Origin of the sequence: Pseudomonas sp. S09G 359, assembly GCF_002843605.1 — a bacterium.
In the GTDB taxonomy this organism is placed as follows: Bacteria; Pseudomonadota; Gammaproteobacteria; order Pseudomonadales; family Pseudomonadaceae; genus Aquipseudomonas.
This window is the reverse complement of sequence record NZ_CP025263.1, coordinates 4,170,305-4,195,782: the sequence shown is the minus strand read 5'-3', so window position 1 is coordinate 4,195,782 and position 25,478 is coordinate 4,170,305. Positions and strand designations below refer to the sequence as shown.

Below are 25,478 nucleotides of genomic sequence, written 5' to 3'. Positions count from 1 at the left end.
AGAATGAAGCCAGGTTTTCGTTCTATAAAAGAAGCGGGGCTGGATCAGACTTCGTCGGGGCTGCGCAGGTTGGTGACTGCGATTCGCTGTTCGCGGCGCTGTTCCTTTTGCGACGGCATCTCGGCGCGGTACACGCCTTGATCGCCGACGACCCAGGACAGCGGGCGACGCTCCTTGCCAATCGATTCCTGCAACAGCATCAAGCCTTGCAGGAATGCTTCTGGGCGGGGCGGGCAGCCAGGCACGTAGACATCCACGGGCAGGAACTTGTCCACCCCCTGGACTACGGAGTAGATGTCGTACATGCCACCGGAGTTGGCGCACGAACCCATGGAGATAACCCACTTCGGTTCGAGCATTTGCTCGTAGAGACGCTGAATGATCGGCGCCATCTTGATAAAGCAGGTTCCGGCGATAACCATGAAATCCGCCTGGCGCGGTGATGCCCGGATAACTTCGGCGCCAAAGCGCGCGATGTCATGGGGCGCCGTGAAGGCGGTGGTCATTTCCACGTAGCAGCACGAAAGACCGAAGTTGTACGGCCACAGGGAGTTTTTACGCCCCCAGTTGACCGCGCCACTCAGCACGTCTTCGAGCTTGCCCATGTAGATGTTTTTGTGGACTTGGTCTTCTAACGGGTCGGAAACGGTTTCCCGTTCGCCGATGGGGTACTGCTCGTTAGGAGCATCCGGGTCGATCCTGGTGAGATTGTATTGCATCGCCAAAGCCTCATTGTTTCAGCTTCGCTTGCCGCTTACGACGAGCTTCCGGAGCCCAATCAAGGGCGCCCACTCGGAATAGGTAGACAAGACCTGCCAACAGAATTGCTATGAAAACGAGAGCTTCGACGAATCCGGTCCAGCCGCTTTCGCGGACGGACACAGACCAGGCAAAGAGAAAGAGGGCTTCGATATCGAAGATCACGAACAGCATCGCGACCAGATAGAATTTGGCTGAGAGCCGCAAGCGGGCGCCACCTGTAGGTAGCATGCCGGACTCGAACGGTTCGTTTTTGCTGCGGCCCCAGGCTTTTGACCCGAGGAGGCTGGAGACGCCGAGCATGAAGGCGCAGAGGCCGACAACACCGAGGAGGAAAATGGCAAAGCCCCAGTTGTGGGCCATGAGTCCTGTCGCTTCGGTCATGCTGGAAATCCTTAACAGAGAGCAAAGGTCTCTGAGCTCGAAAAAGTAACGATGCAGTGACGATATGTCGCACTGCAATCAATCGCGGTGATTTTATGGCTAAACACCGGGCAAGTAAAATTCCTATAGCGAAATTATTTGGCGGAATAAGGACATAGTGCACCTTCTTGGGGCTGCAACCCTTGTGTGGCGGGCATTAGCGGGCTTTTGAACAATTAAGTTTTGTTTGACCTGTAACGAAGTTTTCATGCTCTAAATGATAATGAATATTGTTTGCATGAGGTTTAAGCGAATGTTTCTCGTATGGCGGGGGAAGTTGCCGTTACTTGCATGATTAGCGCTTAGTTGCTGGAACGGATCTTTTAACCGATTTGAATCGGGTGAATACCGCTCTGGATCAATGTTTTGCCCGAAATTTTCAGGCTGGGCATATTTCCAATGTGGAAGGGGGCTTGCCCCCGATGGGGTTGGATCAGTCACAGAGGTACTGACTGACACGCCGCCATCGGGGGCAAGCCCCCTCCCACATTTAGCCCGCAATGAGTCAGTAGGCTTTGTGCAGGCAACATTGGGTGGATACCGTTCTGGATGAATGTTTTGCGCAATATTTTCGGGCTGGGCATATTTCCAATGTGGGAGGGGGCTTGCCCCCGATGGGGGTGGATCAGTCACAGAGGTACTGACTAACACGCCGCCATCGGGGGCAAGCCCCCTCCCACATTTAGCCCACAGTGAGTCAGTAGGCTTTGTGCTGGCAACATTGGGTGGATACCGCTCTGGATCAATATTTTGCGCGAAATTTTCAGGCTGGGCATATTTCCAATGTGGGAGGGGGCTTGCCCCCGATGGGGGTGGATCAGTCACAGAAGTACTAACTGACACGCCGCCATCGGGAGCAAGCCCCCTCCCACATTTAACCCGCAGTGGATCAATAGGATTTTCTCCAGGCAAAAAAACGCCCCGAACCAGTCGGGGCGTGATTGTTGTGCGGCACTGCGGTTAGGTCTTCCTTGGGGCCGCAGTGGCCGTGTACGCGGTGCTTAGTGGAACTGCTCTTCTTCGGTCGAACCGGTCAGCGCGGTCACGGACGAGGTGCCGCCCTGGATCACGGTGGTCATGTCGTCGAAGTAGCCGGTGCCTACTTCCTGCTGGTGCGCCACAAAGGTGTAGCCCTTGGCGGCGTCAGCGAATTCCTGCTCTTGCAGCTTCACGTAGGCGGTCATGTCGTTGCGGGCGTAGTCGTGCGCCAGGTTGAACATGCTGTGCCACATGTTGTGAATGCCAGCCAGGGTGATGAACTGGTGCTTGTAGCCCATGGCCGACAGTTCGCGCTGGAACTTGGCGATGGTCGCGTCGTCCAGGTTCTTCTTCCAGTTGAAAGAAGGCGAGCAGTTGTAGGACAGCAGCTGGTCCGGGTATTCCTTTTTGATCGCTTCGGCGAAACGACGGGCTTCGTCCAGGTCCGGCTTGGCGGTTTCGCACCAGATCAGGTCGGCATAGGGGGCGTAGGCCAGGCCACGGGCGATTGCCTGGTCGAGGCCGGCGCGTACTTTGTAGAAGCCTTCCTGGGTGCGCTCGCCGGTCACGAATGGCTGGTCGTATGGATCGCAGTCCGAGGTCAGCAAGTCGGCGGCGTTGGCGTCGGTACGGGCCAGGATGATGGTCGGGGTGCCGGCAACGTCAGCGGCCAAGCGGGCAGCGGTCAGCTTTTGTACGGCTTCCTGGGTAGGCACGAGTACCTTGCCGCCCATGTGGCCGCATTTCTTCACCGACGCCAGTTGGTCTTCGAAGTGCACGCCGGCAGCGCCAGCCTCGATCATGCTCTTCATCAGCTCGTAGGCGTTCAGTACGCCGCCGAAACCGGCTTCAGCATCCGCCACGATCGGTGCGAAGTAGTCGATGTAGCCTTCATCGCCCGGGCCTTTACCGGCTTTCCACTGGATCTGGTCGGCACGACGGAACGAGTTGTTGATGCGCTTGACCACGGTTGGAACCGAGTCCACCGGGTACAGCGATTGGTCGGGGTACATGGATTCAGCGGAGTTGTTGTCCGCTGCCACTTGCCAGCCGGACAGGTAGATCGCCTGGATACCGGCTTTTACCTGTTGCACTGCCTGGCCGCCAGTGAGGGCGCCCATGCAGTTGACGAAATCTTTGTCGGGACGGAAGGACGGCTTGGCGCCCTGGGTAACCAGGTTCCACAGCTTCTCGGCGCCGAGTTTTGCGAAGGTGTGCTCGGGTTGCACCGAGCCACGCAGGCGGACGACGTCAGCAGCGGAATAAGCGCGGGTCACGCCTTTCCAGCGTGGGTTTTCAGCCCAGTCTTTTTCAAGGGCTGCAATTTGCTGTTCGCGTGTCAGTGCCATGGGGAAAAACCTCGTCGCATAGGTCTAGGTGGAAAATTCCATTTGCCAGCCACGTAATCAGTGCGTGGTTATGGCTGCTCGCTGACCAGAAGCTTAGGCGGTCAAGTCAGGCTTGGCGGGGAAGGCGACGGGATGAACGATTGGCTCAAGGGGGAGTTGAGCAGGTAAGGGCGAACTGCGAACAGTCTTCGGGCGTCGTGGGCCTTTGTACGATCCATCAGCGTGTTGCCGGGTTACCTGGTTAGCTTCCGTCCCTCGGGACAACTTCGTTCCAGTCGCAACCTCGTCAAACACGCCTTGTGGGCGGTACAGACACGAATCGGCTCAGGTGGGTAACTTAGAGCGGCGATCCGAAGGCCCTTGCCAGGGCCCCTGATTAGCGGGAGCGAGGCCATCATGCCCATGCTTGTTTGGATCGTCAAATGTTTTGTAGTGCTTTTTTTCGAGCACTACATCTTTAGTCTAAGACGACTCATCAGTCAGTTTTTGGTGCTTCAGTTCAAGGTGTCGACCTTGACCCGCAAAGTCAGGTCATCACGGCCTTGAGTAGAGTAGCTGCGGGTTGTAGAGGATTTGTCGGCCTGGGTCTCGCGATTGATGCCGGCCAGGGGGATCCATTCGCCCAGGCGCCCGCTGACGGTTGTGTCGGTGCTTTGCACGTTCACTACATCGGGACGTTCCTGGCTCATGCGGTCACGGTTGGTACTGATTGCCAGGTGGACGGTCTCGCCGGTGACGCTGGCGGTCACGTAGAAACCCTGGGTGACGTTGCGATACTGGGTCTGGTTTTGCGGGCGGCCGTACGCGTCAGGCTGGGTGGTGGTCAGCGGCACGCTCTGACCTACCTGGATCAGCGCGGGCACACCTTCGCTGGCCTGGATCTGCTGGACGCCGCCGTCACGGCTGGCGGTGCCGTAGCTGATGATGCGGGTTTGGCTGTTCGTGGTGTTTTGCTGGTTGTTTTCATTGGTGTCGACAGTGATCAGCAGGCGCTTGGCGGGTGTGTCCAGTTGCGCGAGGAGGGCGCGCAGGTCCTGGATCTTGCCAGGCTCGGCGTTAACGATAAGCTGGTTGCCATAGGCGCTCACGGTGCCGTCCTTGCCGATGAAATTCTGCGCCACGGGCAACAGGTCGGCGCTGGTGCGATTGCTCAGGTTGACGACTTCCGTGTCGGCGATTGCCGATGCGCTGGCGGTCAGGAGGAGGGCGGTGAGCAGGGTGCGTAGGGACATGTCCGTTATCTCTGCGAGTCATTTAGGCGTGATAGTGCCAGTTTGTCGGCCTGGCGGGGTGCAAGTTGAATCCTAGACAGCAAAATGCCCTGGCATGGCAGGGCATTTTGGGTGTTGCTGAAATAGCCGTCAGGGGCAAGCCCCCTCCCACATTTTGACCTTGTGTGCGGTCAGTGTGGGAGCGGGCTTGCTCGCGAAGGGCGCGACTCGGTCTGGAATCAGCCCTCGCGCACCATATCCACATGCGGAATCCCGACTTCCAGGAACTCATCGCTGACGATCTTGAAGCCCAGTCGCTCGTAGAATGGCGCCGCATACACCTGCGCACTGAGGAACTGCTTGGCCTGGCCGCGTTGCTCGGCCACGCCAATCACCGCTTCCATCAGCTTGTCGCCGACCTTCAGGCCACGCCAGTCCTTGAGTACCGACACGCGGCCGATCTCACCGCTAGGCAGCAGGCGCGCCGTGCCAATCGGAAAGTCGCCTTCGAATGCGAGGAAATGCACGGCATCTGCGTCGTCTGCGTCCCACTCAAGCTCTGGTGGGACCGATTGTTCAGCGATAAATACCGCTTCACGAATGCGCCGAATCTCGGCGATATCCTTTTGCCAGTCCGCGACACTTACGTGAATCTTATTCATCGGCAAACCCCAGGCTCCCTTGCTTGACCAGTTCGCACAGCAGGTCGCGACCGTCTTCGTCCGCGAGCCACACGCCGAGGTTCTCGGCGTGCAGGGAATCGGCGGCGCACACCAGTTTCAGCAGTTCGCGCAGCTTGCCCGGCAGGTAACGGCTCTGGCCGCTGGCGAACAGCAGCACGTCGTCGTCGACTTCGGACCACGCCAGGCGGGCGCTCGGGTTGCGCACCAGAATCGCGCCGTCTTGCAGGTGGCTGATAAAGTCCTGCTCGTCCAGTTCTTCGCCGGCCACCAGTTCTGGGTAGCGTGGCTCGGTCATGAACTGGCCGAACCAGGTCAGCAACATGCGCTCGTCGCTCATGTGCTCGGCCAGCAGGCTCTTGAGGCGGTCGAGGGCGTCGCTCTGGATCTGGTGCGGGTCGCTGACCGGTTGTGCGTCGGCGTCGGTGTAGCGTTCTTCGTCGGTCAGGTACTGGCTGAGGAAGTCGGTGAAGTGGGTCAGCACTTCAGCGGCGCTCGGTGCACGGAAACCGACCGAGTAGGTCATGCAATCATCTTCGGCAATGCCGAAGTGCGCCAGGCGCGGCGGCAGGTAGAGCATGTCGCCCGGTTCCAGTACCCATTCGGCGCTTTCTTCGAATTCAGCGAGGATGCGCAGGTCCGCGTGTTGCAGCAGCGGGCTTTCGGAGTTGCACATCTGGCCGATCTTCCAGTTGCGCTTGCCTTGGGCTTGCAGCAGGAACACATCGTAGTTGTCGAAGTGCGGACCGACGCTGCCACCTGGCGCGGCGAAGCTGATCATCACATCGTCGATGCGCCAGCTTGGCAGGAAGCGGAACTGCTCCAGCAGCTCGGCCACTTCCGGCACGAACTGGTCGACCGCCTGCACCAGCAGGGTCCACTCGCGCTCGGGCAGGGTGCTGAAGGTGTCTTCGGCGAACGGGCCGCGGCGCAGTTCCCATGGGCGTTCGCCGTGCTCGATCACCAGGCGCGATTCGACTTCTTCTTCCAGGGCCAGGCCTGCGAGTTCGTCGGCGTCGATCGGGCTTTCGAAATCAGGGATGGCCTGACGGATCAGCAGGGGTTTTTTCTGCCAGTAGTCGCGCAGGAATTCCCGTGCCGTGATGCCGCCCAGAAGTTGAAGAGGGATATCAGGATTCATGTGTAACCTATTGAAAAAAAGCACTTTTCAGACTGGAATAAAAACGCCCGGCGCTGCCGGGCGTCTCAAGAGGGCTTGCGCTAATCAGATGCGCTTGGCTTGGGCCACCGCGTTGCCGATGTAGTTGGCCGGGGTGAGCAGTTTCAGCTCGGCCTTGGCAGCGGCTGGCATATCCAGGCCGTCGATGAAAGTTTGCAGTGCGTCGGAGGTGATCCCCTTGCCGCGCGTCAATTCTTTCAGCTTCTCGTAGGGGTTTTCGATGTTGTAGCGGCGCATCACGGTCTGGATCGGCTCGGCCAGGACTTCCCAGCATGCGTCCAGGTCAGCGGCGATTTTCTGCTCGTTGAGTTCCAGTTTGCTGATGCCTTTAAGGCTGGCTTCGTACGCGATCACGCTGTGAGCGAAGCCCACGCCGAGGTTACGCAGTACGGTGGAGTCGGTCAGGTCGCGCTGCCAGCGGGAGATCGGCAACTTGCTGGCCAGGTGCTGGAACAGCGCGTTGGCGATGCCGAGGTTGCCTTCGGAGTTTTCGAAGTCGATCGGGTTGACCTTGTGCGGCATGGTCGACGAACCGATTTCACCGGCAATGGTGCGCTGCTTGAAGTAGCCCAGGGAGATGTAGCCCCAGATATCGCGATCGAAGTCGATCAGGATGGTGTTGAAGCGCGCAATGGCGTCGAACAGTTCGGCGATGTAGTCGTGCGGTTCGATCTGCGTGGTGTACGGGTTGAAGCCCAGGCCCAACTCGTCTTCGATGAAGGCGCGCGCGTTGGCTTCCCAGTCGATTTCCGGGTAGGCAGAGAGGTGGGCGTTGTAGTTGCCCACGGCGCCGTTGATCTTGCCCAGCAGCGGGACGGCGGCGACTTGAGCGATCTGGCGCTCCAGGCGGTACACCACGTTGGCCAGTTCTTTACCCAGGGTGGTCGGCGAAGCCGGCTGGCCGTGGGTACGCGACAGCATCGGCACGTCGGCGAAGCGGATGGCCAGTTCGCGGATCGCTTCAGCGGTCTGGCGCATCAGTGGCAGCATCACGTCATCACGGCCTTCGCGCAGCATCAGGGCGTGGGACAGGTTGTTGATGTCCTCGCTGGTGCAGGCAAAGTGGATGAACTCGCTGACCTGGGCCAGTTCCGGCAGCTTGGCCGCTTGCTCTTTGAGCAGGTACTCAATGGCTTTGACGTCGTGGTTGGTGGTGCGCTCGATCTCTTTCACACGCTCGGCGTGCTCCAGGGAGAAGTTTTCCGCCAGGGTGTTCAATACAGCGTTGGCTTCGGCGGAAAACGCCGGCACTTCGCTGATGGCGGGGTGAGCGGCCAGGCGCTGGAGCCAGCGCACTTCAACCAGTACACGAGCACGGATCAGGCCGTATTCGCTGAAAATAGGGCGCAGGGCCTGGGTTTTGCCGGCGTAGCGGCCGTCTACAGGGGAAACCGCAGTGAGCGAAGAGAGCTGCATGGGGTGTTCTCGGACAGTCGGGCAACGAAATGGGGCGCGTATCATACATGAAAAAATCCGCCGGTCCGTTGCCAACTGACCGGCGTATTACGCGTGAGGCGATAAAAAAGCGGGTTGCTGCGACTTATTCGTTGCGCATCAACGGGTAAAGCTCTTTGAGCAATTTGCGCCGGCTGATCACCAGCTGCCAGCGATGGCCGCCCAACTGCCGCCACAACCGCGCCGAACGAATACCGGCCAGGAGCAAGGCGCGGATTTTCGAGGCGTTGTTCGGTTGCTGCAGGTTGCGCATGTCGCCGTGCACCTGGATGCGCTGGCGCAAGGTGCTCAAGGTGTCCTGGTACAGCGCGCCACAGGCGGCGACCACGTTTTCGTGGGCCGGGCCGAAGTGTTCAACCTGGGACTGAATTTGCGGCAGGCGCTTGCCGATGATTTCCAGCATGTCGTCGCGCTTGGCCAATTGGCGCTCAAGGCCGAGCATCGACAGGGCATACCGCAGCGGTTCGCGCTGCAAGGTGCTCGGGTCGCGTTCCAGGGCGCCGATCAATGCGCGGTAACCTTCACGCAAGGCAATATCGTCGCCACCGTACACTTCCAGGGTGTCCTTGGGGTCACGGATCAGCAGGCTGCCGAGCATGCAGGTCAGGCCCGCTTCCGTGACCTGGCCAGTCTTGGCGATCTTGTCCACCAGCACCGCGGCAAGGAAAACCCCGCCTAGTGCCGTCAACTGCTCCTGGGTCGGGCTCATGCCGGGTTGCTCCAGGGCTCGGCGACTTCAATCACGCCGCCGCCCAGGCAGATCTCGCCGTCATAGAACACCACGGACTGGCCGGGCGTGACCGCGCGCTGCGGGTCGTCGAAGGTGGCGCGGTAGCCGCTGGCGGTTTTTTCCAGGGTGCAGGGCTGGTCGCCCTGGCGATAGCGCACTTTGGCGGTCAGGCGGCGCGGGGTGCTCAGGTCGATCGGGTTGACCCAATAGATCTCCGAAGCCAGCAGCGCGCCAGAGAACAGCAGCGGGTGTTCGTTGCCCTGGCCGACGATCAGCACGTTGTGTTCCAGATCCTTCACCAGCACGTACCACGGCTCTTCGCCGGCGTCTTTCAAACCGCCGATCCCCAGGCCCTGGCGCTGGCCAATGGTGTGGTACATCAGGCCGTGGTGGCGGCCGATCACTTCACCGTCGGTGGTTTTGATCTCGCCCGGTTGCGCCGGCAAGTATTGCTTGAGGAAGTCGCTGAAACGGCGCTCGCCAATAAAGCAGATCCCGGTGGAATCCTTCTTCTTGGCAGTGGCCAGGCCGTGTTTCTCGGCGATTCGGCGTACTTCGGGTTTTTCCAGCTCGCCCACCGGGAACAGGGTCTTGGCGATCTGTTCGCCGCCGACGGCGTGCAGGAAGTAGCTCTGGTCCTTGTTCGGGTCCAGGCCCTTGAGCAGCTCGGTGCGACCGTCGATATCGCGACGGCGCACGTAGTGGCCAGTAGCAATCAGGTCGGCACCGAGGATCATCGCGTAGTCGAGGAACGCCTTGAACTTGATTTCGCGGTTACACAGGATGTCCGGGTTCGGCGTGCGGCCGGCCTTGTATTCGGCCAGGAAGTGCTCGAACACGTTGTCCCAGTATTCGGCAGCAAAGTTGGCAGTGTGCAGTTTGATGCCAATTTTGTCGCAGACGGCCTGGGCGTCTGCCAGGTCGTCCATGGCGGTGCAATATTCCGTTCCATCGTCTTCTTCCCAGTTCTTCATGAACAGGCCTTCCACCTCATAACCCTGCTCCATGAGCAGAACGGCGGAAACGGAAGAATCCACGCCGCCGGACATGCCGACGATGACGCGCTTCTTTTGTGTGTCAGAAGGGGCTGGATCACGCATAGGGTTTCAACGGGTGTCTTGAAAAAGGACGCGATTCTATCAGGCTCAAGCCTTCAAGGCTAAAGAGAAGGGCGGATCAATTCGAGACTGTGCCTGTGGCCGGCCAGATAATCATCGATGCAGCGGATGATCAGCTCGCTGCGCCAGTCACTGCGCAAGGCCATCAGCTCGTCACGGGTGAGCCAGCGGGCACGCACGATGCCTTCGTCCAGCTGATAGTCCGGATGGTGCTGCAGGGCTTTGGCGATGAAGCAGACGCGCTGGTAGGTCACGCCATTGCTGGGGGCGGTGTACAGGTAGATGCCGACAATGCCAGTGGCTTCGACGTCCCAGCCGGTTTCTTCGAGGGTTTCGCGCACGGCGGCGTCGGTCAGGGTTTCGTTCGGGTCCAAGTGGCCGGCGGGCTGATTGAGCACGGCGCGACCGCCTTTGAGTTCCTCAACCATCAGGAAGCGGCCGTTGTCTTCGACGATGGTGGCGACGGTAATGTGGGGTTGCCAGGTCATGAATGCCTCTGGATTCAAGATGCGCTGCAGTCCTGGAACAGGATAACAGTCAGTGTGGGAGGGGGCTTGCCCCCGATGCGGGAGTGTCAGTTTATATAGCTGTGCCTGACCCACCGCCATCGGGGGCAAGCCCCTCCCACATTTTGATTGGGTTTTTTCAATTAAATCGGGGGCATAAACAGAAACCCCGGCACGGGGCCGGGGCTTCTTTGCATCCTTACAACCTTACTTCAACTTGGCAATGGCCGCATTGAGGGTGTTGCTTGGGCGCATGGCTTTGCTGGTCAGCTCCGGGTTCGGCGCGTAGTAGCCGCCGATGTCCACTGGCTTGCCCTGTACGGCGTTCAGCTCGGCAACGATGGTTGCCTCGTTGTCGCTCAGGGTCTTGGCCAGTTCGCCGAACTGCGCTTGCAGTGCAGTGTCTTCGGTCTGGGCGGCCAGGGCTTGAGCCCAGTACAGCGCCAGGTAGAAGTGGCTGCCGCGGTTGTCGATGTTGCCGACTTTGCGCGATGGCGACTTGTTGTTGTCGAGGAACTGGCCGGTGGCCTGGTCCAGGGTCTTGGACAGTACCAGGGCTTTCGGGTTGTTGTTATTAACACCCAAATGCTCAAGGGAAGCGGCCAGGGCCAGGAATTCGCCCAGGGAGTCCCAGCGCAGGAAGTTCTCTTCAACCAGTTGCTGCACGTGTTTCGGCGCCGAACCGCCGGCGCCGGTTTCGAACAGGCCACCGCCGTTCATCAGCGGCACGATCGACAGCATCTTGGCGCTGGTGCCCAGTTCCATGATCGGGAACAGGTCGGTCAGGTAGTCGCGCAGTACGTTACCGGTCACCGAGATGGTGTCCAGGCCCTTGCGGGTGCGCTCCAGGGTGAACTTCATCGCGTCGACCGGCGACATGATGCGGATGTCCAGGCCTTCGGTGTTGTGGTCTTTCAGGTAAGCCTGAACTTTCTCGACCACGACGCCATCGTGCGCACGCTGAGGGTCCAGCCAGAAAATGGCCGGGGTGTCGCTGGCGCGGGCACGGTTGACGGCCAGTTTGACCCAATCCTGGATCGGCGCGTCTTTGGTCTGGCACATGCGGAAGATGTCGCCGGCTTCGACTTTCTGTTCCATCAGCAGGTTGCCCTTGCTGTCGGTGACGCGGACTACGCCGTCAGCCTTGATCTGGAAGGTCTTGTCGTGGGAACCGTACTCTTCGGCTTTCTTTGCCATCAGGCCAACGTTTGGCACGCTGCCCATGGTGGTTGGGTCGAAAGCGCCATTGGCCTTGCAGTCTTCGATGACCGCTTGGTAGATGGTGGCGTAGCAGCGATCCGGGATCACGGCCTTGGTGTCGTGCAGCTGGCCGTCGGTGCCCCACATTTTGCCGGAGTCACGGATCATGGCCGGCATCGAGGCGTCGACGATGACGTCGCTCGGCACGTGCAGGTTGGTGATGCCTTTGTCGGAGTTAACCATCGCCAGGGAAGGGCGAGCGGCGTAGACCGCCTGAATGTCAGCTTCGATCTGTGCTTGTTGCTCGGCAGGCAGGGCCTTGATGCGCGCGTACAGGTCGCCGATGCCGTTGTTCAGGTTGAAGCCGATCTGCTCCAGCACGGTGGCGTGCTTGGCCAGGGCGTCTTTATAGAACTCGGCAACGATCTGGCCGAACATGATCGGGTCGGAGACCTTCATCATGGTGGCTTTCAGGTGCACCGACAGCAGCACTCCTTGTTTCTTGGCATCTTCGATTTCAGCGGCGATGAAGCTGCGCAGGGCGTTTTTGCTCAGCACGGCGGTGTCGATGATTTCGCCGGCCTGAACCGAGGTCTTTTCTTTCAGCACGGTGGCGCTGCCGTCTTGAGCGATAAGCTCAATTTTGACAGCGTCAGCCGCTTCGATCTGTACGGCTTTTTCGCTGCCGTAGAAGTCGCCATTGCTCATGTGAGCGATGTGGGACTTGGAGTCGGCAGCCCACGCGCCCATTTTGTGCGGGTGCTTGCGAGCGTAGTTCTTGACCGACAGCGGCGCGCGGCGGTCGGAGTTGCCTTCGCGCAGTACCGGGTTTACGGCGCTGCCCTTGACCTTGTCGTAACGTGCACGGGTTTCTTTTTCCGCGTCGGTGGTTACGGTTTCCGGGTAGTCCGGCAGGGCGTAGCCCTGGGCCTGCAGTTCCTTGATCGCGGCTTGCAGCTGCGGGGTCGAGGCACTGATGTTAGGCAGCTTGATGATGTTGGCTTCAGGCGTAACGGCCAGGTCGCCCAGTTCGGCGAGGTGGTCCGGGATAGCCTTGGCGCCCAGTTGCTCGGGGAAGCTTGCGAGGATGCGCCCGGCGAGGGAAATATCGCGGGTTTCCACGGCAATATCAGCGGAAGCGGTGAAGGCCTCTACGATAGGCAGCAATGAATAGGTGGCGAGGGCTGGGGCTTCGTCGGTGAAGGTGTAGATGATCTTCGAGCGGGTGGGCATATTCGGATTAACTCTCTTCTTTGCTGAAAGCGTGCGCAGAAACTCGAGATGCGCCGGGTGGAGCGCGTTCGTTCAAAGTCATCCATGAGCGAAATGTCGAGGTTTCTTCGCGGTGATGTTGGGTTGCATCAGTCGAGCGTCAAGCGGGTGGACTATTGTTTAGTCCGGCTTTTCTGGCGGAGGGCACTGTTATAGAGCGGTCGGCCGGCGTGACTCTTTGGTCAGCGGCGGCATTATACATAGGTCGCTATGCTTACGCCGAGCCTTCATACAAAAGGTGTGTCGTCCATTGGTCTAAAGGTCGCAGGTAGGGTGGCTACGCCTAAAGTCGCACGATGTGCTCAAGATTGGCGCTTTTCCCTTTGCTTTCAGGCTTGTAGGCGACAAATTATGCTGTTTTCGATGCAAATGAGCATGGCGTGAGGTTTCAGTCGCCATTTATCTGGAGTAGGCTCGAACGCAGCCAGATGTTCAATCCATAGATGGAGTTCAGCATGGGATACAAGAAGATTCAGGTTCCGGCAGTCGGCGACAAAATCACCGTCAATGCAGACCATTCTCTCAATGTTCCTGACCAACCGATCATCCCCTACATCGAAGGTGACGGTATTGGCGTCGACATCAGCCCGGTGATGATCAAGGTGGTCGACGCGGCTGTTGAAAAGGCTTACGGCGGCAAGCGCAAAATCTCGTGGATGGAGGTTTACGCCGGCGAGAAGGCGACTCAAGTCTACGATCAGGACACCTGGCTGCCCCAGGAAACCCTGGATGCGGTCAAGGATTACGTGGTGTCCATCAAGGGCCCGCTGACCACTCCGGTCGGCGGCGGCATTCGTTCGCTGAACGTGGCCCTGCGTCAGCAACTCGACCTGTATGTGTGCCTGCGGCCAGTGCGCTGGTTCGAAGGCGTGCCCAGCCCGGTGAAAAAGCCTGGCGATGTCGACATGACCATCTTCCGTGAAAACTCCGAAGACATTTATGCCGGGATCGAGTGGAAAGCCGGCTCGCCGGAAGCGATCAAAGTGATCAAGTTCCTCAAGGAAGAAATGGGTGTTACCAAGATCCGTTTTGACCAGGATTGCGGGATTGGCGTGAAGCCGGTTTCCAAGGAGGGCACCAAGCGCCTGGCGCGCAAGGCCCTGCAATACGTAGTGGATAACGATCGCGACTCGCTGACCATCGTGCACAAAGGCAACATCATGAAGTTCACCGAGGGTGCCTTCAAGGAATGGGCCTACGAAGTGGCGGCTGAAGAGTTCGGTGCGACCCTGCTCGACGGCGGCCCGTGGATGCAGTTCAAGAACCCGAAGACCGGCAAGAATGTAGTGGTCAAGGACGCCATTGTCGATGCGATGCTCCAGCAAATCCTGTTGCGTCCGGCCGAGTATGACGTGATCGCTACCCTCAACCTCAATGGTGACTACCTGTCCGACGCCCTGGCGGCGGAGGTGGGCGGTATTGGTATCGCGCCGGGTGCCAACCTGTCCGACACCGTGGCCATGTTCGAGGCAACCCACGGCACTGCGCCTAAATACGCAGGCAAGGACCAGGTCAACCCGGGTTCATTGATCCTGTCGGCGGAAATGATGCTGCGTCACATGGGTTGGGTCGAGGCTGCGGACCTGATCATCAAGGGCACGAATGGGGCCATTTCGGCGAAGACAGTGACCTATGACTTCGAGCGCTTGATGGACGGTGCGAAGCTGGTGTCGTCGTCCGGCTTTGGCGATGCGTTGATTTCGCATATGTAACATAAAAAACGGCCACGCCAACATTGTTGGCGTGGCCGTTTTCATTTCGCAAGCTGCACGCTCGGCGGCGAATCAAGCCGTTTGTTTACTTTCTTTAGGAGCATGTGCTGCAGCTGCTTCTTCTTTGGCGGTGTCGATATTCACGGCGTGTATCCCCTTTGGACCTTGCATGATGTCAAAGGTGACCGTTTGTCCTGCCTTCAGCGTTTTGTAACCTTCCATGATAATCGCTGAATAGTGCGCAAAAAGGTCCTCGGATTTACCCTCTTCGTTAACAAAACCATATCCCTTGGCGTTGTTGAACCATTTGACCTTGCCACTGATCTTGACGCCAGACATACCCATATCCCTCTGCACCAGACTCCATCACTGGAGTATCATCCAGTTTATCCGTCCTAACCCGAATAAATTAAGGTTGACTGCGCGGACCTTTTTTACCCACTGTGGGTTCTATTGGTTGTAACACCGATTCGCCGATAGTCAAGGCAACCAGTCGGTCAGAGTTGAAATTCTGACAGGTCGCCCCCATCACCGTATTTGAACCACTGACGAACCATTCTTTCCATGCATGCAAACAGCCAGATTCGACTAACATTCAATCAGGATCGACCGGATCACGAACACGATGACGACGGTTCTGCAGGCATTGCTGTTCAGGAGGCCAAGCCTGCTTTACAGGCGCCGCCGATGTACAAGGTGGTTTTGTTCAATGATGACTACACACCGATGGATTTCGTGGTCGAAGTGCTCGAGGTGTTTTTTAACCTGAACCGCGAGTTGGCGACCAAGGTAATGCTGGCCGTTCACACAGAAGGACGGGCAGTATGTGGAGTGTTTACCCGCGACATCGCCGAGACAAAGGCCATGCAGGTCAACCAGTACGCCAGGGAAAGCCAGCATCCGCTACTCTGTGAAATCGAGAAGGACGGTTAACGCCGACCACTTGGGTATGAGGTGAAGCTATGTTAAACCGCGAGCTCGAAGTCACCCTCAATCTTGCCTTCAAGGAGGCCCGTTCGAAGCGTCATGAATTCATGACCGTCGAACACCTGCTGCTGGCACTTTTGGATAACGAAGCTGCCGCCACCGTTCTACGTGCGTGCGGCGCCAACCTCGACAAACTCAAGCATGACCTGCAGGAGTTTATCGACTCCACCACGCCACTGATCCCCGTGCATGACGAGGACCGCGAAACCCAGCCAACCCTGGGCTTCCAGCGGGTGTTGCAGCGTGCTGTTTTCCACGTACAGAGCTCCGGCAAGCGTGAAGTCACAGGTGCCAACGTGCTTGTGGCGATCTTCAGCGAACAGGAAAGCCAGGCAGTGTTTCTGCTTAAGCAGCAGAGCGTTGCCCGTATCGATGTGGTCAATTACATCGCCCACGGTATCTCCAAAGTGCCGGGGCACGGCGATCATTCCGAGGGGGAGCAGGATATGCAGGATGAAGAGGGCGGTGAGTCTTCTTCCTCGGGCAATCCACTGGATGCCTACGCCAGCAACCTCAATGAACTGGCGCGCCAGGGGCGGATCGATCCGCTGGTGGGGCGTGAGCTTGAGGTTGAGCGCGTAGCGCAGATCCTCGCGCGTCGTCGCAAGAACAACCCGTTGCTGGTGGGTGAGGCAGGCGTGGGTAAAACCGCGATTGCCGAAGGCCTGGCCAAGCGCATCGTCGACAACCAGGTGCCTGACCTGCTGGCCAGCAGCGTCGTCTATTCCCTTGACCTGGGCGCCTTGCTCGCCGGGACCAAGTACCGTGGCGATTTCGAGAAGCGCTTCAAGGCGTTGCTCGGCGAGCTGAAAAAACGCCCGCAAGCCATTCTGTTTATCGATGAAATCCACACCATCATTGGTGCCGGTGCGGCATCCGGTGGGGTGATGGATGCCTCCAACCTGCTCAAGCCGTTGCTGTCGTCGGGTGATATCCGCTGCATCGGCTCGACCACGTTCCAGGAATTTCGCGGCATCTTTGAAAAAGACCGTGCCCTGGCGCGCCGTTTCCAGAAAGTCGACGTGTCGGAGCCTTCGGTTGAAGACACCATCGGCATCCTGCGCGGGCTCAAGGGGCGCTTCGAGGCGCACCACGGCATCGAGTACACCGATGAGGCCCTGCGTTCCGCTGCTGAGCTGGCGTCGCGCTACATCAATGATCGGCACATGCCGGACAAGGCCATCGACGTAATCGACGAGGCGGGTGCCTATCAGCGCCTGCAGCCCGTCGAGAAGCGTGTGAAGCGCATCGACGTGCCACAAGTCGAAGATATCGTGGCGAAGATCGCGCGGATTCCGCCTAAGCACGTCAACAGCTCCGACAAGGAGCTGCTGCGTAACCTTGAACGTGACCTCAAGCTGACCGTGTTCGGCCAGGATGCGGCCATCGACGCGCTGTCCACCGCAATCAAGCTGTCCCGTGCAGGCCTCAAATCGCCGGATAAACCCGTCGGTTCGTTCCTGTTCGCAGGGCCTACCGGCGTCGGCAAGACCGAAGCGGCGCGGCAGTTGGCCAAGGCGATGGGCATTGAGCTGGTGCGTTTCGACATGTCCGAGTACATGGAGCGTCACACCGTGTCGCGCCTGATCGGTGCGCCGCCGGGTTATGTTGGTTTCGACCAGGGCGGTCTGTTGACCGAGGCGATCACCAAGCAGCCGCATTGCGTGTTGCTGCTCGATGAAATCGAGAAGGCCCACCCGGAAGTCTTCAACCTGCTGCTGCAGGTGATGGACCACGGGACCCTGACCGACAACAACGGGCGCAAGGCGGATTTCCGCAATGTAATCGTGATCATGACTACCAACGCAGGCGCCGAAACGGCTGCGCGGGCCTCGATCGGCTTCAGCCATCAGGATCACTCTTCCGATGCAATGGAAGTGATCAAGAAGAGCTTTACGCCGGAGTTCCGCAACCGCCTGGACACCATTATCCAGTTTGGTCGCCTCAGCCATGAGGTCATCAAAAGTGTGGTGGACAAGTTCCTTACCGAGCTTCAGGCGCAGTTGGAAGACAAGCGCGTACAGCTGGAAGTAACCGATGCGGCACGCAGCTGGCTGGCCGAAGGTGGCTACGATGCGGCAATGGGCGCACGCCCGATGGCGCGTCTGATCCAGGACAAGATCAAGCGGCCACTGGCCGAAGAGATCCTGTTTGGCGAACTGTCCGACCATGGTGGCGTGGTGCACATCGACCTGAAGGATGGCGAGCTGACCTTCGATTTCGAAACCACCGCCGAAATGGCTTGATCGTTTACTGCAACAAAGCAAAAGGCGCCGAAAGGCGCCTTTTTGCTGGCTCGCCGAAGCGCCCCAAATCAAATGTAAAAGTAGACACTTTGCCCCTTGTGGCGAGCGGGCTTGCCCGCGTTGGGCTGCGCAGCAGCCCCAAACCCAAGCGCTGAGTTCTTTCATGAAAAAACTCAGTGTCTTACTAGGGGGTCGCTGCGCAACCCAACGCGGGCAAGCCCGCTCGCCACAACAGCGGCTTGGTCACAGATTTTGTGTTCGGCGGAAATTGTGTATACACAAATTTAAAAGCAAACACTTCCCCGCCCCCTGTGGCGAGCGGGCTTGCCCGCGTTGGGCTGCGCAGCAGCCCCAAACCCAAGCGCTGAGTTCTTTCATGAAAAAACTCAGTGCCTTTACTGGGGGCCGCTGCGCTGCCCAGCGCGGGCAAGCCCGCTCGCCACAACGGCGGCTTGGTTACAGATTTTGCGTTCAGCGGAAATTGTGTAGATACCTATGCCGCCATCGGGGGCAAGCCCCCTCCCACATTGTTTTGCGCTGCTGGATAAATAGCGCACACAAAAACGCCCGGCATAACCGGGCGTTTTGTATTGACTTGCTTAACGAGCGCGGTAAGTGATGCGCCCTTTGCTCAAGTCATAGGGCGTCAGCTCGACGCGCACTTTGTCACCGGTAAGAATACGAATGTAGTTCTTGCGCATCTTGCCGGAGATATGCGCGGTTACGACGTGCCCATTTTCCAACTCCACACGAAACATGGTGTTGGGCAGGGTGTCGACGACAGTGCCTTCCATTTCGAAGCTGTCTTCTTTCGACATGCAGTAAAGCCCTCGGTATCCAGTGAATGGCCCGGTGCAACTGCGCCAGGCAAAAGCGGCGTGCATTGTGCCCGAAAAAGGGTGTTTAAGCCAAGGGGTTCTAGTTAAGCGTGACCCATCTTTGATTAATCAGCAGTTCAATGGGCCGATATTGGGTCTTGTAGCTCATCTTTTTGCAGTTTTTGATCCAGTACCCGAGGTACACCGCCTCGAGTTCCTGGCGCATGGCTTCGCCAATTTGCCAGAGGATGGCGAAGCGCCCCAGGCTGCGGCGCTCTTCGGCCGGTTCGTAGAAGGTATACACCGCGGATAGGCCATTAGGCAGCAGATCGGTCACGGCAACGGCCACCAGGCGGCCGTCGAGGCGAAACTCGTAAAAGCGTGAGAACGGCAGGTCACGCACCAGAAAGGTGGAAAACTGGTCGCGACTGGGCGGGAACATATCGCCGTCGGCATGGCGTTGTTCGATATAGCGTTGGTAAAGGTCGAAGTATTCTTCGCTGAACTTGGGTTTGGCCGGCGTTACCGTGAGGTCGGCGTTGCGCTTGAGAATGCGCTTCTGGTTGCGGTCCGGTAGGAACTGCGCCACGGGGATGCGTGCCGGGACGCAAGCATTGCAGTTTTGGCAGTGTGGCCGGTACAGATGATCGCCGCTGCGCCGAAAACCCATTTCCGAGAGATCGGCATACACATGCACGTCCATTGGCTGGCTGGGGTCGAGGAACAGCGTGGTGGCCTGCTCGTCGGGCAGATAGCTGCAAGAGTGGGGTTGAGTGGCATAAAACTTCAAGCGCGCCAACTCGGTCATGATCAACCCTCGGATAAGCTTTGAAATAAGTGTAAGCCAGGTGCGCGAAAGTCGCCTAGGAAACCCACGGTCCAGCGTTGGGTTGGTCCAGATGCTCGTGCAGGAAACCCGCGAATTCGCTGCGCGGGATGGCGCGGGCGCCCAGGCTGTGCAGGTGATCGTTGGGCATCTGGCAGTCGATCAGTACGAAGCCCCAGGCCTGCAATTGTCGGGTCAGCGTGGCGAAGCCGAATTTGGAGGCGTTGTCGGCGCGACTGAACATGGATTCGCCAAAAAACAGTTGGCCCATCGCCAGGCCGTACAGGCCGCCCACCAGCTCGCCGCTGTCCCACACCTCTACCGAGTGGGCATAGCCGCGCTTGTGCAGCTCCAGGTAAGCGCTTTGTATGCCTTCGGTGATCCAGGTGCCATCGGCATAGGCGCGGGGCGCGGCGCAGGCCTGGATGACCGCAGCAAAGTCCTGGTCGAAGGTCACCGTGTAGCGCTGCTGGCGCAACAGCTTGCCCAGGCTGCGGGATACATGCAGTTCGTCCGGGAAGATCACTGTGCGCGGGTCGGGTGACCACCAGAGGATCGGCTGGCCTTCCGAGAACCAGGGGAAGCAGCCATGCCGGTAGGCGCGGATCAGACGTTCGGCAGACAAATCGCCGCCGGCGGCGAGCAGGCCATTGGGCTCGCGCATGGCCTTGGCCAGCGGCGGAAAGTTCAGGGTGTCGCGTTGTAACCAGGTCAGCATGGCATCCAGGCTTACAGAAGGGGAGGGGAGTGGCAGGAATGTCGCCTGCCCCAAGGGGTTGATTATTGTCGACGCAGCGCTCTGGGGCCAGCCCGAATCGGCTATTGGCGGCTATTAGCGTGAGTGGGTGTTTCTGCAACTCTACGCCTGAGGCGTGGTCGTAATCGGGTCCAGCCGATGCAGGCCATTTGCCAAGCTTGCCTGGATTGGTAAAAACAGCTCATAAGCCTTTGTCAGCAAAGACAATGCATGCTCAAATTGAACATCTTGTGACACACAATTGGCTATGCTGCTGGATGAGCGCCGAGTGGTGTGGCGCCGGGCACACAAACCCGTACAATGCGGCCATTGTGGCGTTATCGCCATTTCACCCAGCAATCGCCCGGTGTTAAAAGTAGATCCAACGACGCTCGTTCATTTTTCAGCTGCTCGGATTGGGCAGTATTTACAGTTATTCAACAGATGGACGCGCTAAAGGCGCAGGAAAAGACCCGTTTTGAAGAAATCCGCCGCAACACCTAAAGCAGCAGTCGTGCCGGCCTGGCGCCAGCACCTGCACTACCGACTCAAGGAAGGTGCGCTGATCGCGATCGGCGCGCTGTGCCTGTTCCTGATGATGGCCTTGCTCACCTATGGCAAGGACGATCCGGGCTGGAGCCATAACAGCAAGATCGACGACGTGCAGAACTTCGGCGGGCCTGCCGGTTCCTACAGCGCCGACATCCTGTTTATGGTGCTGGGTTACTTCGCCTATATTTTCCCGTTGCTGTTGGCAATCAAGACCTGGCAGATCTTCCGTCAGCGCCATGAGCCGTGGCAGTGGAGCGGCTGGCTGTTTTCGTGGCGGCTGATCGGCCTGGTGTTCCTGGTATTGTCCGGCGCGGCGCTGGCGCATATCCATTTTCATGCACCCACCGGCCTGCCGGCGGGCGCTGGCGGGGCGCTGGGTGAAAGCCTGGGCGACCTGGCGCGCAAGACCCTGAATATCCAGGGCAGCACGCTGATGTTTATCGCATTGTTCCTGTTCGGCCTCACGGTATTCACCGACCTGTCGTGGTTCAAGGTGATGGACGTGACCGGCAAGATCACCCTCGACCTGCTCGAACTGTTCCAGGGCGCCGCCAACCGCTGGTGGGCGGCGCGGGTCGATCGCAAGCGCATGGTCGCCCAGTTGCGCGAGGTCGATACCCGCGTCAACGAAGTGGTCGCGCCGAGCACGCCGGATCGACGCGAGCAGGCCAAGGTCAAGGAGCGCCTGATCGAACGCGAGCAGGCGCTGAGCAAGCACATGTCGGACCGCGAGAAGCAGGTGCCGCCGGTGATTGCCCCGGCGCCGCCGAAGCCAGCCGAGCCGAGCCATCGCGTGCAGAAAGAGAAGCAGGCGCCGCTGTTTGTCGACAGCGCCGTCGAAGGCACCTTGCCGCCGATCTCGATCCTCGACCCGGCGGAAAAGAAACAACTCAACTATTCGCCGGAATCCCTGGCGGCCGTCGGGCACCTGCTCGAAATCAAGCTCAAGGAATTCGGCGTCGAAGTGTCGGTGGACTCGATCCACCCCGGCCCGGTAATTACCCGTTACGAAATCCAGCCGGCCGCCGGCGTCAAGGTCAGCCGCATTTCCAACCTGGCCAAAGACCTGGCGCGCTCCCTGGCCGTGACCAGCGTGCGTGTGGTGGAAGTGATTCCGGGCAAGACCACCGTAGGTATCGAGATTCCCAACGAAGACCGCCAGATCGTGCGCTTCTCCGAGGTATTGTCGACGCCGGAATACGACAACTTCAAATCCCCGGTCACCCTCGCCCTGGGCCATGACATCGGCGGCAAGCCGGTGATCACCGACCTGGCAAAAATGCCGCACCTGCTGGTGGCCGGTACCACCGGTTCCGGTAAGTCGGTGGGTGTGAACGCGATGATCCTGTCGATCCTGTTCAAGTCCGGCCCGGATGACGCCAAGCTGATCATGATCGACCCGAAGATGTTGGAATTGTCGATCTACGAAGGCATTCCGCACTTGCTGTGCCCGGTGGTCACCGACATGAAGGACGCCGCCAACGCCTTGCGCTGGAGCGTCGCCGAGATGGAGCGCCGCTACAAGCTGATGGCGAAAATGGGCGTGCGTAACCTGTCGGGCTTCAACGCCAAGGTCAAGGAAGCCCAGGACGCCGGCACGCCGCTGACCGACCCGCTGTACAAGCGCGAAAGCATTCACGACGAAGCGCCGTTGCTGACCAAACTGCCGACCATCGTAGTGGTGGTCGACGAATTCGCCGACATGATGATGATCGTCGGCAAGAAGGTTGAAGAGCTGATCGCACGTATCGCGCAGAAAGCGCGTGCTGCCGGCATCCACTTGATTCTCGCTACCCAGCGTCCGTCGGTGGACGTGATTACCGGCCTGATCAAGGCCAACATTCCGACGCGGATGGCGTTCCAGGTGTCGAGCAAGATCGACTCGCGGACCATCATCGACCAGGGCGGCGCCGAGCAACTGCTGGGCCACGGCGACATGCTCTACATGCCGCCGGGCACCAGCCTGCCGATCCGGGTGCATGGCGCGTTTGTTTCCGATGATGAAGTGCACCGTGTGGTGGAAGCCTGGAAACTGCGCGGCGCGCCGGAATACAACGACGACATTCTCGCCGGCGTCGAGGAAGCGGGCAGTGGTTTCGACGGTGGCAGCAGCGGTGGCGACGACGACGCCGAGACCGACGCGCTGTACGACGAAGCCGTCGCCTTCGTACTCGAAAGCCGCCGCGCCTCGATCTCTGCCGTACAGCGCAAGCTGAAAATTGGCTACAACCGCGCCGCCCGCATGATCGAAGCCATGGAAAATGCTGGCGTCGTGACCGCAATGAACACCAACGGCTCGCGCGAAGTCATCGCCCCCGGGCAGATGCGCGACTGATCACGCGCCGCGTGGCAACACGTGGCGCGCCCTAACACTCAATGAGGACTCCCATGCGCCTTATCCGCATGCTGTTGTTGCCGGCACTGGCCCTGACCGCTGTTTCGGCTCACGCTGACCCGGCCTCCGTTGCCAGCCTGAAAAACCTGTTGGACAAATCCCAGACCCTGACGGCGCGCTTCTCCCAGCTGACCCTGGACGCCGGCGGCACCCAGTTGCAGGAAACCGCCGGTGAAATGGCGGTGCAGCGCCCGGGGTTGTTCTACTGGCACACCGAAGGCAAGGCCGAGCAGACCATCGTTTCCGATGGGCAGAAGGTCACCCTGTGGGACCCGGACCTGGAGCAGGCGACCATCAAGAAGCTCGACCCGCGCCTGAACCAGACTCCGGCGCTGTTGCTGTCGGGCGATGTGTCGAAAATCAACGACAGCTTCGACATCACCTCCAAGCAAACCAGCAACGTGATCGAGTTCACCCTCAAGCCCAAATCCAAGGACACGCTGTTTGACACCTTGTCCCTGTCCTTCGGCAACGGCGTGATCAATAACATGCGCCTGGTCGACAGCGTTGGCCAACGCACCGATATCCTGTTCTCCGGGGTCAAGGCCAACCAGCCGGTACCCGCGTCCAAGTTCAAGTTCGACATCCCCAAGGGTGCCGACGTGATCCAGGAATAAACTGCCCAGAGGTTTCAAACGCTGCCCATGGATCTGTTTCGAAGTGACCCGATTGCCCAGCCCCTGGCCGCGCGCTTGCGCTCGACCAACCTGGATGAATACGTCGGTCAGGAACACCTGCTCGCTCGCGGCAAGCCTTTGCGCGAAGCCCTGGAGCAGGGCGCGCTGCACTCGATGATTTTCTGGGGGCCGCCGGGGGTGGGTAAAACCACCCTTGCGCGGTTGCTGGCGAAAGTCTCGGACGCGCATTTCGAAACGGTGTCGGCGGTGCTGGCGGGGGTCAAGGAGATCCGCCAGGCGGTGGAGGTCGCCAAGCAGCAGGCCGGGCAATACGGCAAGCGCACCATCCTGTTTGTTGACGAAGTGCATCGCTTCAACAAGTCGCAGCAAGATGCGTTCCTGCCGTATGTCGAAGACGGCACGCTGATTTTTATTGGTGCCACCACCGAAAACCCGTCGTTTGAACTCAACAACGCCTTGCTCTCGCGGGCGCGGGTGTATGTGCTCAAGAGCCTCGACGAGGCCGCGATGCAAAAGTTGCTGCACCGCGCGTTGAGCGAAGACAAGGGCCTCGGCAAGCGCCAACTGAGCGTCAGCGACGAAGGTTTCAAAATTTTGCTGACGGCTGCCGACGGCGATGGCCGGCGCTTCCTCAACCTGCTGGAAAACGCTTCGGACCTCGCCGAAGACGGCAGCGAGATTGGCGTCGACCTGCTGCAAAGCCTGCTTGGCGATACGCGCCGGCGTTTCGACAAGGGCGGCGAAGCCTTCTACGACCAGATTTCCGCACTGCACAAATCGGTACGCGGCTCCAACCCGGACGGCGCGCTGTACTGGTTTGCGCGGATGATCGACGGCGGCTGCGACCCGCTGTACCTGGCGCGCCGCGTGGTGCGCATGGCCAGCGAAGACATCGGCAACGCCGACCCGCGCGCCCTGAGCCTGTGCCTCGCCGCCTGGGACGTGCAAGAGCGCCTTGGCAGCCCGGAAGGCGAGTTGGCGGTTGCCCAGGCAATCACCTACCTGGCCTGCGCGCCGAAAAGCAATGCGGTGTACATGGGTTTCAAGTCGGCCCTGCGTGCGGCGGCCGAATACGGCTCCCTCGAAGTGCCGCTGCACCTGCGCAATGCGCCAACCAAGTTGATGAAACAGTTGGGCTACGGCGACGAATACCGCTACGCCCACGATGAGCCGGACGCCTATGCCGCCGGCGAAGATTACTTCCCCGATGAGCTTGAGCCCTTGCCGCTCTATCAGCCGGTGCCGCGTGGCCTGGAGCTGAAGATCGGTGAAAAGCTCAATCACCTCGCCCAGCTTGACCGCCTCAGCCCGAAACAGCGGAGAAAGTAGTGCTCAAGACAATTCTTGCCGTGTCCGCAGCCGGCATCGCTGGTACATTATTGCGTTTCGCCACCGGTACGTGGGTCGGCGCCAATTGGCCGAAGCATTTTTATGCGGCGACCCTGGCGGTCAACCTGGTGGGCTGTTTGATTATCGGGCTGCTGTACGGCTGGTTCCTGCTGCGCCCGGAAGTGCCGATTGAAATTCGCGCCGGCTTGATTGTCGGCTTTGTAGGCGGTCTGACGACCTTTTCATCCTTTTCACTGGATACGCTGCGCCTGCTGGAAAGCGGGCAAGCCCTCGTCGCCTTCGGGTACCTGGGCATCAGCGTGTTCGGCGGGCTGCTCGCCACCTGGGCTGGCCTGTCCTTGACCAAACTTTGATAAA

The 25,478-nt window shown here is 59.4% G+C and carries 22 protein-coding genes; 7 read left to right on the top strand and 15 right to left on the bottom strand.

Features of this window, described 5'->3' with window-relative positions; genetic code table 11:
* Positions 1-44: 44 nt before the first annotated feature.
* From CXQ82_RS19020 to CXQ82_RS18970, 11 genes are all read right to left on the bottom strand, one after another.
* Positions 45-719 (bottom strand): NADH-quinone oxidoreductase subunit B family protein, encoded by a 675-nt coding sequence (locus tag CXQ82_RS19020; RefSeq protein WP_003174719.1) that lies wholly within the window; start codon positions 717-719, stop codon positions 45-47.
* A 10-nt stretch (positions 720-729) separates the two neighbouring features.
* Positions 730-1,143: an NADH-quinone oxidoreductase subunit A gene (locus tag CXQ82_RS19015; RefSeq protein ID WP_003219575.1), complete on the bottom strand. Its 414-nt coding sequence runs from the start codon at positions 1,141-1,143 to the stop codon at positions 730-732.
* 1,040 nt (positions 1,144-2,183) lie between these two features.
* Positions 2,184-3,509: an isocitrate lyase gene (gene aceA, locus CXQ82_RS19010; protein WP_025858968.1), complete on the bottom strand. Its 1,326-nt coding sequence runs from the start codon at positions 3,507-3,509 to the stop codon at positions 2,184-2,186.
* Between the two features lie 494 nt (positions 3,510-4,003).
* Entirely contained in the window at positions 4,004-4,741 is a 738-nt protein-coding gene (locus CXQ82_RS19005) for a secretin N-terminal domain-containing protein (RefSeq protein ID WP_101271727.1), read from the bottom strand.
* 218 nt (positions 4,742-4,959) lie between these two features.
* Positions 4,960-5,382, bottom strand: a complete 423-nt coding sequence (locus tag CXQ82_RS19000) for a GNAT family N-acetyltransferase (RefSeq protein WP_101271725.1) — start codon at positions 5,380-5,382, stop codon at positions 4,960-4,962.
* Positions 5,375-6,541 (bottom strand): cupin domain-containing protein, encoded by a 1,167-nt coding sequence (locus tag CXQ82_RS18995; protein ID WP_101271723.1) that lies wholly within the window; start codon positions 6,539-6,541, stop codon positions 5,375-5,377. Before CXQ82_RS18995 ends, CXQ82_RS19000 begins: the two co-directional genes overlap by 8 nt.
* 84 nt (positions 6,542-6,625) lie before the next feature.
* Positions 6,626-7,996 (bottom strand): adenylosuccinate lyase, encoded by a 1,371-nt coding sequence (purB, locus tag CXQ82_RS18990; RefSeq protein ID WP_101271721.1) that lies wholly within the window; start codon positions 7,994-7,996, stop codon positions 6,626-6,628.
* A 124-nt stretch (positions 7,997-8,120) separates the two neighbouring features.
* The gene (gene hflD / locus CXQ82_RS18985; protein ID WP_101271719.1) at positions 8,121-8,744 is read right to left on the bottom strand and encodes a high frequency lysogenization protein HflD; all 624 of its coding nucleotides are present in this window, start codon (positions 8,742-8,744) and stop codon (positions 8,121-8,123) included.
* The gene (gene mnmA, locus CXQ82_RS18980; RefSeq protein ID WP_101271716.1) at positions 8,741-9,865 is read right to left on the bottom strand and encodes a tRNA 2-thiouridine(34) synthase MnmA; all 1,125 of its coding nucleotides are present in this window, start codon (positions 9,863-9,865) and stop codon (positions 8,741-8,743) included. Before mnmA ends, hflD begins: the two co-directional genes overlap by 4 nt.
* Before the next feature lie 59 nt (positions 9,866-9,924).
* The gene (locus CXQ82_RS18975; RefSeq protein ID WP_101271714.1) at positions 9,925-10,371 is read right to left on the bottom strand and encodes an NUDIX hydrolase; all 447 of its coding nucleotides are present in this window, start codon (positions 10,369-10,371) and stop codon (positions 9,925-9,927) included.
* Between the two features lie 225 nt (positions 10,372-10,596).
* Entirely contained in the window at positions 10,597-12,822 is a 2,226-nt protein-coding gene (locus CXQ82_RS18970; RefSeq protein ID WP_101271712.1) for an NADP-dependent isocitrate dehydrogenase, read from the bottom strand.
* 494 nt (positions 12,823-13,316) lie between these two features.
* Between CXQ82_RS18970 and icd the strand changes: the two genes are divergently transcribed.
* Positions 13,317-14,573, top strand: coding sequence for an NADP-dependent isocitrate dehydrogenase (gene icd, locus CXQ82_RS18965; RefSeq protein WP_101271710.1), 1,257 nt, complete (start codon positions 13,317-13,319; stop codon positions 14,571-14,573).
* A gap of 72 nt (positions 14,574-14,645) precedes the next feature.
* Here the strand turns inward: icd and cspD are convergent, their stop codons facing one another.
* Complete coding sequence (gene cspD / locus CXQ82_RS18960) at positions 14,646-14,912, bottom strand: cold shock domain-containing protein CspD (RefSeq protein ID WP_101273831.1); 267 nt, start codon at positions 14,910-14,912, stop codon at positions 14,646-14,648.
* 225 nt (positions 14,913-15,137) lie between these two features.
* Between cspD and clpS the strand changes: the two genes are divergently transcribed.
* Together clpS and clpA are read left to right on the top strand one after the other, a co-directional pair.
* A complete protein-coding gene (clpS, locus tag CXQ82_RS18955) occupies positions 15,138-15,506 on the top strand; it encodes an ATP-dependent Clp protease adapter ClpS (RefSeq protein ID WP_101271708.1) in 369 nt (122 codons plus the stop codon).
* A gap of 29 nt (positions 15,507-15,535) precedes the next feature.
* Positions 15,536-17,806 carry an ATP-dependent Clp protease ATP-binding subunit ClpA gene (gene clpA, locus CXQ82_RS18950; protein ID WP_101271706.1) on the top strand — a complete coding sequence of 757 codons (2,271 nt, stop codon included), beginning with the start codon at positions 15,536-15,538 and terminating at the stop codon, positions 17,804-17,806.
* A 599-nt stretch (positions 17,807-18,405) separates the two neighbouring features.
* Here clpA and infA read toward each other — a convergent pair.
* The 3 genes from infA to aat form a co-directional block, all read right to left on the bottom strand.
* Positions 18,406-18,624 (bottom strand): translation initiation factor IF-1, encoded by a 219-nt coding sequence (gene infA / locus CXQ82_RS18945; protein WP_002553999.1) that lies wholly within the window; start codon positions 18,622-18,624, stop codon positions 18,406-18,408.
* A gap of 100 nt (positions 18,625-18,724) precedes the next feature.
* Positions 18,725-19,432 carry an arginyltransferase gene (locus tag CXQ82_RS18940; RefSeq protein ID WP_101271704.1) on the bottom strand — a complete coding sequence of 236 codons (708 nt, stop codon included), beginning with the start codon at positions 19,430-19,432 and terminating at the stop codon, positions 18,725-18,727.
* Positions 19,433-19,487: 55 nt separating this feature from the next.
* Positions 19,488-20,168, bottom strand: coding sequence for a leucyl/phenylalanyl-tRNA--protein transferase (gene aat / locus CXQ82_RS18935; RefSeq protein ID WP_101271702.1), 681 nt, complete (start codon positions 20,166-20,168; stop codon positions 19,488-19,490).
* 496 nt (positions 20,169-20,664) lie between these two features.
* Between aat and CXQ82_RS18930 the strand changes: the two genes are divergently transcribed.
* Genes CXQ82_RS18930 through crcB form a run of 4 tightly spaced genes read left to right on the top strand, consistent with a single transcriptional unit; the run spans position 20,665 to position 25,474 of the window.
* On the top strand, positions 20,665-23,073 hold the full coding sequence (locus tag CXQ82_RS18930) for a DNA translocase FtsK (protein ID WP_101271700.1): 2,409 nt from the start codon (positions 20,665-20,667) through the stop codon (positions 23,071-23,073).
* A 53-nt stretch (positions 23,074-23,126) separates the two neighbouring features.
* The gene (gene lolA, locus CXQ82_RS18925) at positions 23,127-23,750 is read left to right on the top strand and encodes an outer membrane lipoprotein chaperone LolA (protein ID WP_016975527.1); all 624 of its coding nucleotides are present in this window, start codon (positions 23,127-23,129) and stop codon (positions 23,748-23,750) included.
* Between the two features lie 27 nt (positions 23,751-23,777).
* Positions 23,778-25,100, top strand: coding sequence for a replication-associated recombination protein A (locus CXQ82_RS18920; protein WP_101271698.1), 1,323 nt, complete (start codon positions 23,778-23,780; stop codon positions 25,098-25,100).
* A complete protein-coding gene (crcB, locus tag CXQ82_RS18915) occupies positions 25,100-25,474 on the top strand; it encodes a fluoride efflux transporter CrcB (protein WP_101271696.1) in 375 nt (124 codons plus the stop codon). The genes CXQ82_RS18920 and crcB overlap by 1 nt, the downstream gene beginning before the upstream one ends.
* Positions 25,475-25,478 lie beyond the last annotated feature (4 nt).